Origin of the sequence: Variovorax paradoxus, from assembly GCA_016806145.1 — a bacterium.
Classification (GTDB): Bacteria; Pseudomonadota; Gammaproteobacteria; order Burkholderiales; family Burkholderiaceae_C; genus Variovorax.
In genome coordinates this window covers 5484664-5498007 of record CP063166.1, presented here as the reverse complement: position 1 = coordinate 5498007, position 13344 = coordinate 5484664, and the positions used below count along the sequence as shown (strand labels likewise).

Annotated in this window: 14 protein-coding genes and 1 pseudogene; 6 read left to right on the top strand and 9 right to left on the bottom strand. The window is 70.1% G+C overall.

Going from position 1 to position 13344, the window contains the following annotated elements; all coding sequences use genetic code 11:
• Positions 1-92: 92 nt before the first annotated feature.
• Together INQ48_25655 and gpmA are read right to left on the bottom strand one after the other, a co-directional pair.
• Positions 93-1535: a S41 family peptidase gene (locus tag INQ48_25655; GenBank protein QRF56682.1), complete on the bottom strand. Its 1443-nt coding sequence runs from the start codon at positions 1533-1535 to the stop codon at positions 93-95.
• Between the two features lie 109 nt (positions 1536-1644).
• On the bottom strand, positions 1645-2388 hold the full coding sequence (gpmA, locus tag INQ48_25650; protein ID QRF56681.1) for a 2,3-diphosphoglycerate-dependent phosphoglycerate mutase: 744 nt from the start codon (positions 2386-2388) through the stop codon (positions 1645-1647).
• A gap of 84 nt (positions 2389-2472) precedes the next feature.
• On the opposite strand from gpmA, the gene INQ48_25645 reads away from it, so the two are divergent.
• The 6 genes from INQ48_25645 to nadA all read left to right on the top strand — a co-directional run bounded on the left by INQ48_25645 (position 2473) and on the right by nadA (position 6860).
• Positions 2473-2880 (top strand): rhodanese-like domain-containing protein, encoded by a 408-nt coding sequence (locus tag INQ48_25645; protein QRF60899.1) that lies wholly within the window; start codon positions 2473-2475, stop codon positions 2878-2880.
• Between the two features lie 20 nt (positions 2881-2900).
• Positions 2901-3167 (top strand): glutaredoxin 3, encoded by a 267-nt coding sequence (grxC, locus tag INQ48_25640; GenBank protein ID QRF56680.1) that lies wholly within the window; start codon positions 2901-2903, stop codon positions 3165-3167.
• 129 nt (positions 3168-3296) lie between these two features.
• Positions 3297-3761, top strand: coding sequence for a protein-export chaperone SecB (secB, locus tag INQ48_25635; protein ID QRF56679.1), 465 nt, complete (start codon positions 3297-3299; stop codon positions 3759-3761).
• Positions 3762-3790: 29 nt separating this feature from the next.
• Positions 3791-4819, top strand: a complete 1029-nt coding sequence (locus INQ48_25630; GenBank protein ID QRF56678.1) for an NAD(P)-dependent glycerol-3-phosphate dehydrogenase — start codon at positions 3791-3793, stop codon at positions 4817-4819.
• A 39-nt stretch (positions 4820-4858) separates the two neighbouring features.
• Positions 4859-5734, top strand: a complete 876-nt coding sequence (locus INQ48_25625; GenBank protein ID QRF56677.1) for a carboxylating nicotinate-nucleotide diphosphorylase — start codon at positions 4859-4861, stop codon at positions 5732-5734.
• 13 nt (positions 5735-5747) lie between these two features.
• Entirely contained in the window at positions 5748-6860 is a 1113-nt protein-coding gene (gene nadA, locus INQ48_25620) for a quinolinate synthase NadA (protein QRF56676.1), read from the top strand.
• A 9-nt stretch (positions 6861-6869) separates the two neighbouring features.
• Here the strand turns inward: nadA and INQ48_25615 are convergent.
• The 7 genes and pseudogenes from INQ48_25615 to INQ48_25585 all read right to left on the bottom strand — a co-directional run bounded on the left by INQ48_25615 (position 6870) and on the right by INQ48_25585 (position 13328).
• Positions 6870-7516: pseudogene (locus INQ48_25615) on the bottom strand (acid phosphatase).
• A gap of 360 nt (positions 7517-7876) precedes the next feature.
• Positions 7877-8239, bottom strand: a complete 363-nt coding sequence (locus INQ48_25610) for a 6-carboxytetrahydropterin synthase (GenBank protein ID QRF56675.1) — start codon at positions 8237-8239, stop codon at positions 7877-7879.
• Positions 8240-8275: 36 nt separating this feature from the next.
• Positions 8276-8914 carry a 7-carboxy-7-deazaguanine synthase gene (queE, locus tag INQ48_25605; GenBank protein QRF56674.1) on the bottom strand — a complete coding sequence of 213 codons (639 nt, stop codon included), beginning with the start codon at positions 8912-8914 and terminating at the stop codon, positions 8276-8278.
• Positions 8911-9762: a pantoate--beta-alanine ligase gene (locus INQ48_25600; GenBank protein QRF56673.1), complete on the bottom strand. Its 852-nt coding sequence runs from the start codon at positions 9760-9762 to the stop codon at positions 8911-8913. Before INQ48_25600 ends, queE begins: the two co-directional genes overlap by 4 nt.
• A gap of 42 nt (positions 9763-9804) precedes the next feature.
• Complete coding sequence (gene panB / locus INQ48_25595) at positions 9805-10698, bottom strand: 3-methyl-2-oxobutanoate hydroxymethyltransferase (protein QRF56672.1); 894 nt, start codon at positions 10696-10698, stop codon at positions 9805-9807.
• Positions 10699-10768: 70 nt separating this feature from the next.
• Positions 10769-12358, bottom strand: coding sequence for an L-aspartate oxidase (nadB, locus tag INQ48_25590; protein QRF56671.1), 1590 nt, complete (start codon positions 12356-12358; stop codon positions 10769-10771).
• A 127-nt stretch (positions 12359-12485) separates the two neighbouring features.
• Complete coding sequence (locus tag INQ48_25585; GenBank protein ID QRF56670.1) at positions 12486-13328, bottom strand: segregation/condensation protein A; 843 nt, start codon at positions 13326-13328, stop codon at positions 12486-12488.
• Positions 13329-13344 lie beyond the last annotated feature (16 nt).

Below are 13344 nucleotides of genomic sequence, written 5' to 3'. Positions count from 1 at the left end.
GCGGTGGAGAAAGCAAAAGGGACCGGTCTGGCCGGTCCCCTGCGGTGGGATGCGAAGTCGGAGCGTCCGGAAGGGGCTCGAGCCCCGGCCGGTCAGTTCTCCTTCTTCTCTTCCTTGTTGTCGACGATCACCTGCGTCTTGCTGACCAGCACCGGCTGGCCCTTGAGACGGTTGAGCGCCTGCACCAGCGGGAAGTCCTTGTCGGAGCCGAATTCGGGCACCTTGCGGTCCTGCGGCGGCTTCTTGGCTTCTTCCTCGAGGCGCTTGCGGGCCTCGTCGCGGGCCTTCTCGCGCTCGGGGTCCTTCACCTCGGGGCCCTGGCCGCTGGCCAGGTGCTTCTCGAGGTCGGCCTCGCGCATGCGCAGCGCTGCGAAGGGGCTGCCCTCGGCGCTCTCGTCGACCAGCACGTTCGGCACGATGCCCTTGGCCTGGATCGAGGTGCCGCTGGGGGTGTAGTAGCGCGCGGTGGTGATCTTCAGGCCGGTGTCGGGGCCGAGCGGACGCACCGTCTGCACCGAGCCCTTGCCGAAGGTCTGGCTGCCCATGATGGTGGCGCGCTTGTGGTCCTGCAGCGCGCCCGCGACGATTTCGCTGGCCGAGGCCGAGCCTTCGTTCACGAGCACCACCAGCGGCACCGACTTCAGCGCGGCCGGCAGGCTGCGCAGCGGGTCGCTGCCGGAGCGGCGCTGGTAGAACTCGGGCGCCGCCTTGTAGACCGCCTTGCTCTCGGCGAGCTGGCCGTCGGTGGTGACCACCGTGGCGTTCTCGGGCAGGAAGGCCGCCGACACCGCCACGGCCGCGTCGAGCAGGCCGCCCGGGTCGTTGCGCAGGTCGAGCACGAGGCCCTTGAGGTTCGGGTCTTCCTTGTACAGGTCGTCGATCTTCTTCACGAAGTCGTCGACCGTGCGCTCCTGGAATTGCGACAGGCGGATCCAGCCGTAGCCCGGCTCGATCATCTTGCCGCGCACCGATTGGGTGCGGATTTCCTCGCGCGTGATCGTGACCGGGAAGGTGCGGCTCTCGTCCTTGCGGAAGATCGTCAGAAGCACCTTGGTGTTCGCCTCGCCGCGCATGCGCTTGACCGCCTCGTTGAGCGACAGGCCGCGCACCGCGGTGTCGTCGATCTTGGTGATCAGGTCATTGGGCTTGAGGCCGGCACGGAACGCGGGCGATCCCTCGATCGGGGAGACCACCTTGATCAGGCCGTCTTCCTGCGAGATCTCGATGCCCACGCCGACGAACCGGCCGGTGGTGCCTTCCCTGAATTCCTTGAACGACTTCTTGTCGAAGTACTGGGAATGCGGGTCGAGCCCGGCGACCATGCCGGAGATGGCGTCGGAGATCAGCTTCTTCTCGTCGACCGGTTCGACGTAGTCGCTCTTGACCATGCCGAACACGGCAGCGAGCTGCTGCAGTTCCTCGAGCGGCAGGGGCGCGAGCGAGCCGCGCGCGACGGTCTGCAGCGAGGCGGTGGTCAGGACGCCTGCAACGGCGCCGGCGGCGACCCAGCCGGTGATCTTGAGTTTCTGGCCCATGGGTAAGTGTCCTTGTCGGCTGTCGAACCAATATACACAGCTTGGAAACAAATTGCCCGCCGGGGTTCCACGGGTGGAGCGGCGGGCACGGTTTTTCTACAGCTCGGCTTCAGCCTTTGCCTTGCGAGGCGACCGCGGCGGCGGCTTTCTCGGCGGCGGCGGCATCGCCCAGATAGTAGTGCCGCAGCGGCTTGAGATCGTCGTCGAGCTCGTACACCAGGGGAATGCCGTTCGGGATGTTCAGGCCGACGATGTCGTCGTCCGAGATGCCGTCGAGGTACTTCACCAGCGCGCGGATCGAGTTGCCGTGCGCCGCCACCACGAGGCGGCGGCCGGTGCGGATGGCCGGGGCCATCGACTCGTTCCAGAACGGCAGCACGCGCGCCACCGTGTCCTTCAGGCATTCGGTCAGCGGGATCTGTTCGGGCGCGAGCTTGGCGTAGCGCACGTCGCTGCGTTCGCTGCGCGGGTCGTCGGCTTCCAGCGGCGGCGGCGGCGTGCTGTAGCTGCGGCGCCAGACCAGCACCTGCTCGTCGCCGTACTTCTTGGCCGTTTCGGCCTTGTTCAGGCCCTGCAGCCCGCCGTAGTGGCGTTCGTTGAGGCGCCACGAATGCACCACGGGCAGCCAGGTGCGGTCGAGCTCGTCGAGCGTGTGCCACAGGGTGCGCGTGGCGCGCTTGAGCACGCTGGTGTAGGCCACGTCGAAGTCGTAGCCCTCGGCCTTCAGCAGCCGGCCCGCCTGCTTGGCCTGCTCGACGCCGGTCTCGGTCAGGTCGACGTCGGTCCAGCCGGTGAAGCGGTTTTCGAGGTTCCAGGTCGATTCGCCGTGGCGGATCAGTACCAGTTTGTGCATGTCGGAGGCCTTTGGCAGCGCTTTGTAAACCCGACATTCTAAAATCCCGGGTTTGCCTCTCTCCAAGGAACCTCCGTGAAATTGATCGAATTCGTCACCGCGAACTGGATGCTGGTCCTGATCGTGCTCAGCTCGGGCGCCATGCTGGCCTGGCCGCTGATTCGCGGCGCGGGGGGCGGCACGCTGACGGCCGACGCGGCGGTGCACCTCATCAACCGCGAGCGCGCGGTGCTGGTCGACCTGCGCGATCCCGAGGAATTCGCCGCCGGCCACATGATCGGCGCCAAGAACGTGCCGCTGGCCCAGCTCGAGGAAAAGCTGGCCTCCACGGTCAAGAACAAGAACGTGCCGCTGCTGCTGGTGTGCGAGAACGGCTCGCGCGCGCAGCGCGCGGTGGCCGCGGCCAAGAAGTTGGGTTACGAGCAGGCCCAAGCGGTGTCCGGCGGGCTCAAGGCGTGGAAAGCGGCTAATCTGCCGGTTGAAAAGGCCTGAACCCCACCGAGATACGAACCATGCAAGCCGTCAAGATGTACACCACCGCCGTGTGCCCCTACTGCACACGCGCCAAGCAGATCCTCAAGTCCAAGGGCGTCGAGCAGATCGAGGAGATCCGCATCGACAGCGATCCCCAGGCGCGCATGGCCATGATGGAGATCACCCAGCGCCGCACGGTGCCGCAGATCTTCATCGGCGACACCCACGTGGGCGGCTGCGACGACCTGATGGCGCTCGACAGCCGCGGCGGCCTGGTGCCGCTGCTGCAGGGCCAGGCGGCCTGATCCGAGCCCGGCCGACCGCCGGTCCGTAGCCGTCACATCGCCGGGCGATAATCGCCCGTTCACCATCTGCGGCCCGCCGCGGGAAACCATCCCCCGGCGGGCCTTGTTTTGACCCTCGAAAGTTCAGCCATGGCCGACCAGCAAGCCCAAGATCCCGTGTTCCAGATCCAGCGCGTCTACCTCAAGGACCTGTCGCTCGAACAACCCAACTCGCCCGCGATCCTGCTGGAACAGGAACAGCCCACCGTCGACATCCAGCTCGGCGTGGACGCCCAGCCCGTGGCCGACGGCATCTTCGAGGTGTCGGTGTCCGCCACCGTGCAGACCAAGATCGGCGACAAGACCGTGTTCCTGGTCGAAGCCAAGCAGGCCGGCATCTTCGAGATCCGCAACCTGCCCGAAGACCAGATGGGCCCGATCCTCGGCATCGCCTGCCCGCAGATCGTCTACCCCTACCTGCGCGGCAACGTGGCCGACGTGATCCAGCGCGGCGGCTTCCCGCCCGTGCACCTGGCCGAGATCAACTTCCAGGCCATGTACGAGCAGCAGCAGGCACAGGCCGCCGGCCAGCCGTCGCCCATCATCACGCAGTAAGCCTGACGGCACGCAACGCCGCGACGCCGATGAAGATCTGCGTTCATGGCGCCGGCGCCTGGGGCACGGCGGTGGCCGTCAATGCGGCCGCCCGCCACGAGGTCACGCTGTGGGCCCGCGACGCGGCCCAGGCCGAGACCATCTCCCGGGCCCGCGAGAACACCCGCTATCTGCCGGGGCTGGCATTGCCGGCCTCGCTCTCGGTGCGCGCGGGCGGCATCGGCCAGGCGCAGGCCGGCGCCGACCTCGTCATCGTGGCCACGCCCATGGCCGCGCTGCGCCTGCAGCTCGAGACCCTGCGCGACAGCGGCACCCGCGTGCCGGTCGCCTGGCTCTGCAAGGGCGTCGAGCCCGCGCAGGCCGCGAACACCACCGCTTCCTCCTTCGGCCTGCTGGCTCACGAGATCCGCGCGCAGGTCGCGCCCGATCTGCTGGCCGGCGTGCTCAGCGGCCCGAGCTTCGCGCAGGAAGTGGCCGAGGGCCGCCCGACCGCACTGGTCGCCGCCAGCCCGCATGCCGCCGTGCGCGACGCGCTGGTCGATGCCTTCCATGGCCCCGCGCTGCGCGTCTATGCCAACGACGACATCGTCGGCGTCGAGGTCGGCGGCGCGGTCAAGAACGTGCTGGCCATCGCCACCGGCCTGTGCGACGGCCTCGCGCTGGGCCTCAATGCACGCGCCGCGCTGATCACGCGCGGCCTGGCCGAGATGACCCGCTTCGGCCTCGCGCTCGGCGCCCGCACCGACACCTTCATGGGCCTGTCGGGCCTGGGCGACCTGGTGCTGACCGCCACCGGCGACCTGTCGCGCAACCGCAAGGTCGGCCTGCTGCTGGCCCAGGGCCGCACCCTGGCGCAGGCGGTCGATTCGCTCGGCCACGTGGCCGAGGGCGTCTACTGCGCCCGCACCGTGGTGCAGCGCGCGCGCGGGCTGGGCGTGGAAATGCCCATTGCCGAGGGCGTGGTCGCGCTGCTCGACGGCCGCGTGAGCCCGGCCGATGCCGTGGCCGCGCTCACCGGGCGCGACCCGGTGCCCGAATCGGTCCGGCCGCCGCCCTGAAGGCGGCCCCATAACAACATCCGGAAGACAAGCCGCCCCATGCGTTCCCGTTTCGATTTCTCCGCGCCGGCCATCGCCGCGCTGGCCCAGGCCGATGCGGTCCGCGCACTGCAGGAGGACGTCGCCGACGGCGACCTCACCGCCTCCCTGGTCGATGCCGGCCGCCGCGCCCAGGCGCGCGTGCTGGTGCGCGAGCCGGCCGTGCTGTGCGGCGCGCCCTGGGTCGAGGCCACGCTGGCGCAGCTCGATCCGCAGGTGCGCATCGACTGGCGCTGCGCCGAGGGCGGGCGCTGCGAGCCGAACCAGGTCGTGCTCGAGATGGAAGGCCCGGCCCGCGCGCTGCTGACCGCCGAGCGCACCGCGCTCAACTTCCTGCAACTGCTGAGCGCCGTGGCGACCAAGGCCGCGCTCTACAGCGACATCGTCGAGGGCACGCGCGCGCGCATCGTCGACACCCGCAAGACCCTGCCGGGCCTGCGCCTGGCGCAGAAGTACGCGGTGCGCACCGGCGGTGGCCTCAACCACCGCATCGGCCTGTACGACGCCGTGCTGATCAAGGAAAACCACATCGCCGCGGCCGGTGGCGTGGCCGCCGCGCTGCGCGCCGTGGCCCCCGCGGCCGAGCGTGCCGACTTCGTCGAGATCGAGGTCGAGACGCTGGCGCAACTGCGCGAGGCGCTCGAGGCCGGCGCGCGCATGGTGCTGCTCGACAACATGGACCTGCCGACCCTGCGCGAGGCGGTGCGCATCAACGACGCCGCCGGCGAAGGCCGCGCGGTGCTCGAGATCTCGGGCGGCGTCACGCTCGAGGGCCTGCGCGAGCTGGCCGAGACCGGCGTCGACCGGATCTCGGTCGGCGCGCTGACCAAGGACGTCAAGGCCATCGATTTCTCGATGCGCTTCCAGGACCGCTGAGAAAGACGCGCGCATGGCTTCCTCCGTCATCGATGTCGAGTACGAACAGCCTGCAGAAGGGAGCGTCTGCGACACCCGCCGCGCCTGGGCCCGCGTGCCGCCCGAGCCCACGCCCACCGAGCGCGAGGCGCTCAAGGAGCGCATCCGCCGCCTGCTGCGCGAGCGCAACGCGGTCATGGTGTCGCACTTCTACGTCCACCCCGACCTGCAGGACCTGGCCGAGGAAACCGGCGGCATCGTCAGCGATTCGCTCGAGATGGCGCGCTTCGGCCGCGACCACGCGGCCGGCACGCTGGTGGTGTCGGGCGTGCGCTTCATGGGCGAGACCGCCAAGATCCTGTCGCCCGAGAAGCGGGTGCTGATGCCCGACCTCGACGCCAACTGCTCGCTCGACCTGGGCTGCCCGGTCGACGAGTTCAGCGCCTTCTGCGACGCCCATCCCGACCGCACCGTGGTCGTCTACGCCAACACCAGCGCCGCCGTGAAGGCGCGCGCCGACTGGCTCGTCACCTCGAGCTGCGCGCTCGACGTGGTGGGCGCGCTGCATGCGCAGGGCCGCAAGATCCTCTGGGGCCCCGACCGCCACCTCGGCGACTACATCCAGCGCCAGACCGGTGCCGACATGGTGAGCTGGAACGGCGCGTGCATCGTGCACGACGAGTTCAAGGCGCTCGAGCTCGAGCTGCTCAAGCAGGCCCATCCGCGCGCCAAGGTGCTGGTGCATCCCGAGTCCTCGGCCGAGGTGATCGCGCTGGCCGATGCCGTGGGTTCGACCTCGGCGATCCTCAACGCCGCGCGCCAGCTCGACGCGACCGAGTTCATCGTCGCGACCGACAACGGCATGCTGCACAAGCTGCGTGCGCTCAACCCGGGCAAGACCTTCATCGAGGCGCCCACGGCCGGCAACGGCGCCACCTGCAAGAGCTGCGCGCATTGCCCGTGGATGGCGATGAACGGGCTGGCCGACCTCGCGAACGCGCTCGAGACCGGCGCCGGCGAGATCCACGTCGACCCGGCGCTGGGCCTGCGCGCGCGCGTGCCGATCGACCGCATGCTGGCCTTCACGGCCGGGCTGAAGAACGGCATCGCGCCCGGCAGCCTGGTGGCGGGGATCGGCGCGGCCTGAAGAAGCCCGTCAGCGTCCGTCCCAGGCGGAACGGGTCGCGGCCTTCCTGAACAGCTGGCGGTTGGCGTCGCTCGCCGGCGGCTCCGAGTCGCCGAAGATCGCGGCCATCCAGTGGCCGTCGGTCGGGTTCGGGAACAGCACGTACTTGCGACCGAACTGCTCGCGGTCGGCTTCCATCGCCTGCATCCGCTGGTCGACGTTCTTCACGTAGTACTTGCGCCGGAAGTCGTTGAGGTTGTCGCCGAGGTAGACCACCACGTCGAACTGCTGCGCGATCTGCTCCTGCCGCGGCTGCTTGTTGCTGCTGTCGCGCAACACGGTCAGGTGCTCCTTGTCGGCATAGGGCGCGCCCAGCACCTTGAGGTGTTCCATCGCGTACTCGTAGGTGCGTTCGCCCTGTTCGCGGCTGGTCACGTAGAACACCTCCACGCCGTTCTCCCGGCAGAGCGCAGGAACTCCTGCGAGCCGGGCGAGGGCACGATCTGGTTCCTCGGGATCCACGCGTCCCACTTCGGATCGTCGAAGAAATCCTGGCCCTCGTTGATCAGGTAGCCCCAGTAGGCCAGCGGCAGCAGGATCGTGTCGTCCATGTCGGTCACCACCGCCAGCGGCTTGTCGCCGGGGCGGCGCTTCTTCAGTGCCGCTTCCACGTGCATGCGCGCCACGTTGAAGCCCTGGTGATAGAGCGCGCGGTACTCGGCCGCGGTCTGCTTCCAGGCCACGGCGCCGATCAGCAGGTTGTTCGTGCCGGCGCCCGCGGCGGCGGGCGGGGCCTGCGTCTGGGCGCAGCCCGCGGCGAGCAGCAGCGCGGCCGTGGCGCCGGCGATGGCCGCGAAGCGGCGGGGGGTCGAATGGGGTTTCAAGCTGCAATCCTCCCTGGATCGTGTTGTAGAAAAAGTGCGCCCGCCGTTGTATCAAACCGGCTTCGTCGTCCGGCTTTGCTTGCGCAGCGGTTTTTATTTATAGCCCTCGGGCTTGCGGATGCGCTGGTCACCGCGCCGCGCGGGAGCGCCGAGTCAGAACTCCAGCGTGCAGGAGTCGCCGAGCGCCGCGCGCCACACCCGCACGCGCGCCAGCGATGCGCGCAGCTCGCCCAACGCCTCGGCGATGAACAGGCACAGGTTCTCCAGCGTGGGCGGATGCAGCCCCGGCACCTCGTCGAGCAGCCGGTGGTCGAGCCGCTCGCGCACGTCCTCGAGCCGGCGTCGCAGCAGGCCCAAGTCGATCACCATGCCGGTCGCGGGATCGCGCTCGCCCGCGAGCCAGACTTCGGCGTGGTAGGTGTGGCCGTGGATGCGGCGGCTGCCTTCGGCCTCGATCTCGCGTTTCAGGGTGTGGGCGGCGTCGAAGAAGAAGCGTTGGCTGATCGTGAATCGCATGGGGAACGGAGGAACGGGAAAGCGGGCATCAGCGCATCAGCGGATGCCGGTGAACTTGTGGGTCTGCACGCTGAGGCGCCAGCGCGGCTGGCGCAGGCAGGCGTCGATGCACAGCGCGGTGTGGGCGGCCTGCCGCGGGCCATCCATGGGTTGCAGGAAGCGGTGCGCGAACTCGCCGCTGCGCGCCATCGCGTCGAGGTCGATGCCCTCCTGCGGCCACACCAGCTTGAGCTCCTGACCGCGCCGCTGCACCCAGGGCGCGCCGGCCTTGGGGCTGATGCAGAGCCAGTCGATACCCTCGGGCGCGGCCACGGTGCCGTTGCTCTCGACGGCGATGCGGAAGCCGCGCGCATGCAGCGCATCGATCAGCGCGGCGTCGACCTGCAGCAGCGGCTCGCCGCCGGTCAGCACCACGAGGCGATGGCCGGCGTCGTCGGCGGGCCACTGCGCGGCGATGGTGTCGGCCAGCGCATCGGCCTCCTTGAACTTGCCGCCCAGCGTGCCGTCGGTGCCGACGAAATCGGTGTCGCAGAAACGGCAGACGGCGCTGGCGCGGTCGGCCTCGCGGCCGCTCCAGAGGTTGCAGCCAGCGAAGCGGCAGAACACGGCGGGCATGCCGGCCTGGCCGCCTTCGCCCTGCAGCGTGTAGAAGATCTCCTTGACGCTGTAGCTCATCGCGTCGCCGCCCAGGGCTCGATCTCGAGGTTGTCGATCAGCCGCGTGCTGCCCAGGCGCGCGGCCGCGAGCGCCACCAGCGGCTCGGTGCCGTCGAGCGCGGCCGGCGGCTGCAGGTCGAGGCGCCGCCGCACCGTCAGGTAGTCGGGCTGCCAGCCGCGCTGCGCCAGCGCCTGCATCGCGCGTCCCTCGATCGCCGCGAGCTCGCCGCCGCCGCGCACGGCCTCGGCGATCTCCTTGAGCGCGCGCGAGAGCTGCACCGCCTCGGCGCGCTCGCCCTCGCTGAGGTAGCCGTTGCGCGAGGAGAGCGCGAGGCCGTCGTCGGCGCGGCGCGTCTCGCCGCCCACGACCTCGATCGGAAGCGCGAACTGCCGCACCAGGTGACGGATCATCATCAGCTGCTGGTAGTCCTTCTTGCCGAACACCGCCACGCGCGGCTGCACGCAGCTGAACAGCTTCATCACCACGGTGCACACGCCGACGAAGAAGCCGGGCCGGAAGTGGCCCTCGAGGATGTCGGCCAGCGCCGGGTCGGGATGCACCTTGCAGGTCTGGGGCTCGGGATAGAGCGCCCGCTCGTCGGGCGCGAACAGCACGTCGCAGCCGGCGGCTTCCAGCTTGGCGCAGTCGCTGTCCCAGGTGCGCGGATAGGTGTCGAAGTCCTCGTGCGGCAGGAACTGCAGCCGGTTCACGAAGATGCTCGCGACGGTGGCGTCGCCCAGCGGCTTCGCCTGCGTGACCAGCGCGATGTGGCCGTCGTGCAGGTTGCCCATGGTCGGCACGAAGGCGGGGCGCTCGAAGCGTGCCAGGTGGTCGCGCAGTTCGGGGATGGTGCGGGCGATGAACATGAGGAAGTCCTCCTTGGAACGATGGAAAAAACGAAGAGGGGCTTACCAGGCGTGCAGCCGGTCGTCGGGAAAGCTGCCGTCCTTGACGGCGCGCACATAGGCCGCGAGCGCCTGCGGGATGCCGCCGGCGCCGTCCATGAAGTTGCGCACGAACTTCGGCATGCGGCCCAGGTTCAGGCCCAGCATGTCGTGCAGCACGAGCACCTGGCCCGCGGTGCCGCGGCCGGCCCCGATGCCGATGGTGGCGCAGCGCGTGAGTTCGGCCGTGAGCGCGGCGGCCAGCGCGGCCGGCACCATCTCGAGCACCAGCATCGCGGCGCCCGCGTCCTGCAGCGCCTGGGCCTCCTCGCGCAGCCGGGCCGCGGCGGCGTCGCCCTTGCCCTGCACGCGGTAGCCGCCGAGCGCATGCACGGTCTGCGGCGTCAGGCCCAGGTGCGCGCACACCGGGATGCCGCGCTCGACCAGGAAGCGCACCGTCTCGGTGGTCCAGCCGCCGCCCTCGAGCTTCACCATGTGGGCGCCGGCCTGCATCAGCACGGTGGCGCTGCGCAGCGCCTGTTCGCGCGATTCCTGGTAGCTGCCGAAGGGCAGGTCGGCGATCAGCCAGGCCGTGCCCTGCACGCGGCGCAGCCCGCGCGAGACGCTGTCGGTGTGGTGGCGCATGGTCTCGAGCGTGACGCCGACCGTGCTCGAGAGGCCCTGGCAGACCATGCCGAGCGAATCGCCGACCAAGAGGCATTCGACGCCCGCGGCATCGGCCACGGCCGCGAAGGTGGCGTCGTAGGCCGTGAGCATCGCGATCTTCTCGCCGCGCGCATGCAGCTCGGCCAGCCGCGGCAGACTCAGCGGCTTGCGCGTGGCGGGCTGCGAGGCCGGCGGCAGCGTGCCGTAGGGCGTGGCGGCGGTGGCTTCGTTCGGGGTGGAGGCGGTGGACATGGTTGGGTTTCTCCCTGCGGGCGTCGGTGGCCGGGCATCCTGGGGTTGAAGAAAGCGGGAACGGGTGGGTCTATCGGTCGGCCGGCACCAGCACCGTGGGCGCGGTGGGCTCGGCGAGCGAAGGGTAGTCGCGGCTGAAATGCAGGCCCCGGCTCTCGTGGCGGGCCTGCGCGGAACGCACGATCAGCTCGGCCACCTGCACCAGGTTGCGCAGTTCGAGCAGGTCGCGCGTGACGTGGAAGTTGGCGTAGAACTCGTGGATCTCGGCCTGCAGCAGCGCGATGCGGTGGCTCGCGCGCTCCAGGCGCTTGTTGGTGCGCACGATGCCCACGTAGTCCCACATGAAGCGGCGCAGCTCGTCCCAGTTGTGCGAGATCACCACCGCCTCGTCGGCATCGGTCACCTGGCTCGCATCCCAGGCCGGCAGCGCCACCGGCTTGCGTGCCGGCGCGGCGCCGATGGCCGCCGCGGCCGCGCGCGCGAACACCATGCACTCCACCAGCGAATTGCTGGCCAGCCGGTTCGCGCCGTGCAGCCCGGTGCAGGCGGTCTCGCCGATCGCGTAGAGGCCCGGCAGGTCGGTGCGGCCGGCCAGGTCGGTCACCACGCCGCCGCAGGTGTAGTGGGCGGCCGGCACCACCGGGATCGGCTCGCGCGTGATGTCGATGCCGAGCTCGGCGCAGCGCGCGAGGATGTTCGGGAAATGCGCGCGCAGGAAATCGGGGCTCTGGTGCGAGATGTCGAGGTGCACGCAGTCCAGGCCGTGCTTCTTCATCTCGAAGTCGATCGCGCGCGCCACCACGTCGCGCGGCGCGAGTTCGGCGCGCTCGTCGTGCCGCGGCATGAAGCGGGTGCCTCCCGCCGATTCGGGCAGCTTGAGCAGCCCGCCTTCGCCGCGCACCGCCTCGCTGATCAGGAAGGACTTGGCATGCGGGTGGTAGAGGCAGGTCGGGTGGAACTGGATGAACTCCATGTTCGACACCCGGCAGCCCGCGCGCCAGGCGGCGGCGATGCCGTCGCCGGTGGCGGTGTCGGGGTTGGTGGTGTAGAGGTAGACCTTGCCCGCGCCGCCCGTGGCCAGGATGGTGTGCGGCGCGCGGAAGGCCAGCACCTCGCCGCTGGCGTCGTCGAGCGCGTAGAGGCCCGCGCAGCCCGCCTCGGGCGCACCGAGCCGCTCGCCGGCGACCAGGTCGACCAGCGTGTGGTGCTCGAACAGCGTGACGTTGGGCGTGCGGCGCACGCGCTCGATCAGCACCTGCTGCACGGCCGCGCCGGTGGCGTCGGTCACGTGCACGATGCGGCGCTGGCTGTGGCCGCCTTCGCGCGTGAGGTGCAGGTCGCCGTCCTCCTCGGAGAAGGGCACGCCGAGCTCGCGCAGCCAGCCGATGGCCTCGGGCGCGTGCTCGACCACGAAGCGCGTGGCGGCCGGATCGCACAGGCCGGCGCCGGCCACCAGCGTGTCGTCGACATGGGCGTCGAAGCTGTCGCCCGCGGCCAGCACCGCCGCGATGCCGCCCTGGGCCCAGCCGCTGGAGCCGTCGGCCAGCGCGCGCTTGGTCAGCACCGCCACGCGGTGCGTGGGCGCCAGCAGCAGGGCCGCGGAGAGCCCGGCGAGGCCGCTGCCGACGATGAGGACGTCGAAATCGAGGGAGGAGGCCATGGCGCGCGGGAAGGGACGAGGGTCAGGATCGGTGGTGCGGCAGCGCACCGGTCCGGCCCGACGGCAGGGTGAGAGGGAGGTGCCGCGCCGCCGGGCGGCGCGCGAAGGAGGTGGGCCGCATGGGACTTCAGGCCGGGGAGTAGGCCAGCCGCACGTAGATCGGCGCGAAGGCCTCGGCCTGCGTGATCTCGATCAGCGTTTCCTTGGCCAGCTCGAGCATCGCGATGAAGGTCACGACCATCACCGGCGCGCCGCGCGAGATGTCGAACAGCTTCTCGAACTCCACGAAGCGCTGGCCCTGCAGGTGGCGCAGCACGATGCTCATGTGCTCGCGCACGCTGAGTTCCTCGCGCGAGATCTTGTGGTGCTGCACGAGCTTGGCGCGCTTCATGATGTCGGCCCAGGCATCGCGCAGGTCGACCACTCCCACCTCGGGGAAGCGCGGCTTGAGCGACTGCTCGATGTAGACCTGGGCGCGCCAGAAGTCGCGCCCGTAGGTCGGCATCGCATTAAGCGAGGCCGCCTGCAGCTTGGTCTGCTCGTACTCGAGCAGCCGCCGCACGAGCTCGGCGCGCGGGTCCTCGGCTTCCTCGCCCTCGGCCGCCTTCTTGGGCGGCAGCAGCATGCGCGACTTGATCTCGATCAGCATCGCGGCCATCAGCAGGTATTCCGCCGCGAGCTCGAGGTTGGTCTGGCGGATCTCGTCGACGTAGCTCAGGTACTGCCGCGTCAGCGCGGCCATCGGGATGTCGAGGATGTTGAAGTTCTGCTTGCGGATCAGGTACAGCAGCAGGTCCAGCGGGCCCTCGAAGGCCTCGAGGAAGACCTGCAGCGCCTCGGGCGGGATGTACAGGTCCTTCGGCATCGCGAACAGCGGCTCGCCGTAGAGCCGGGCGAGCGCGACCTGGTCGACCACCTCGGGCATGGCCACGACCAGCGTGTCGCTGTCCTCGTCGCGCGGTCCGCTCATCGGGCAGGTGCTATCG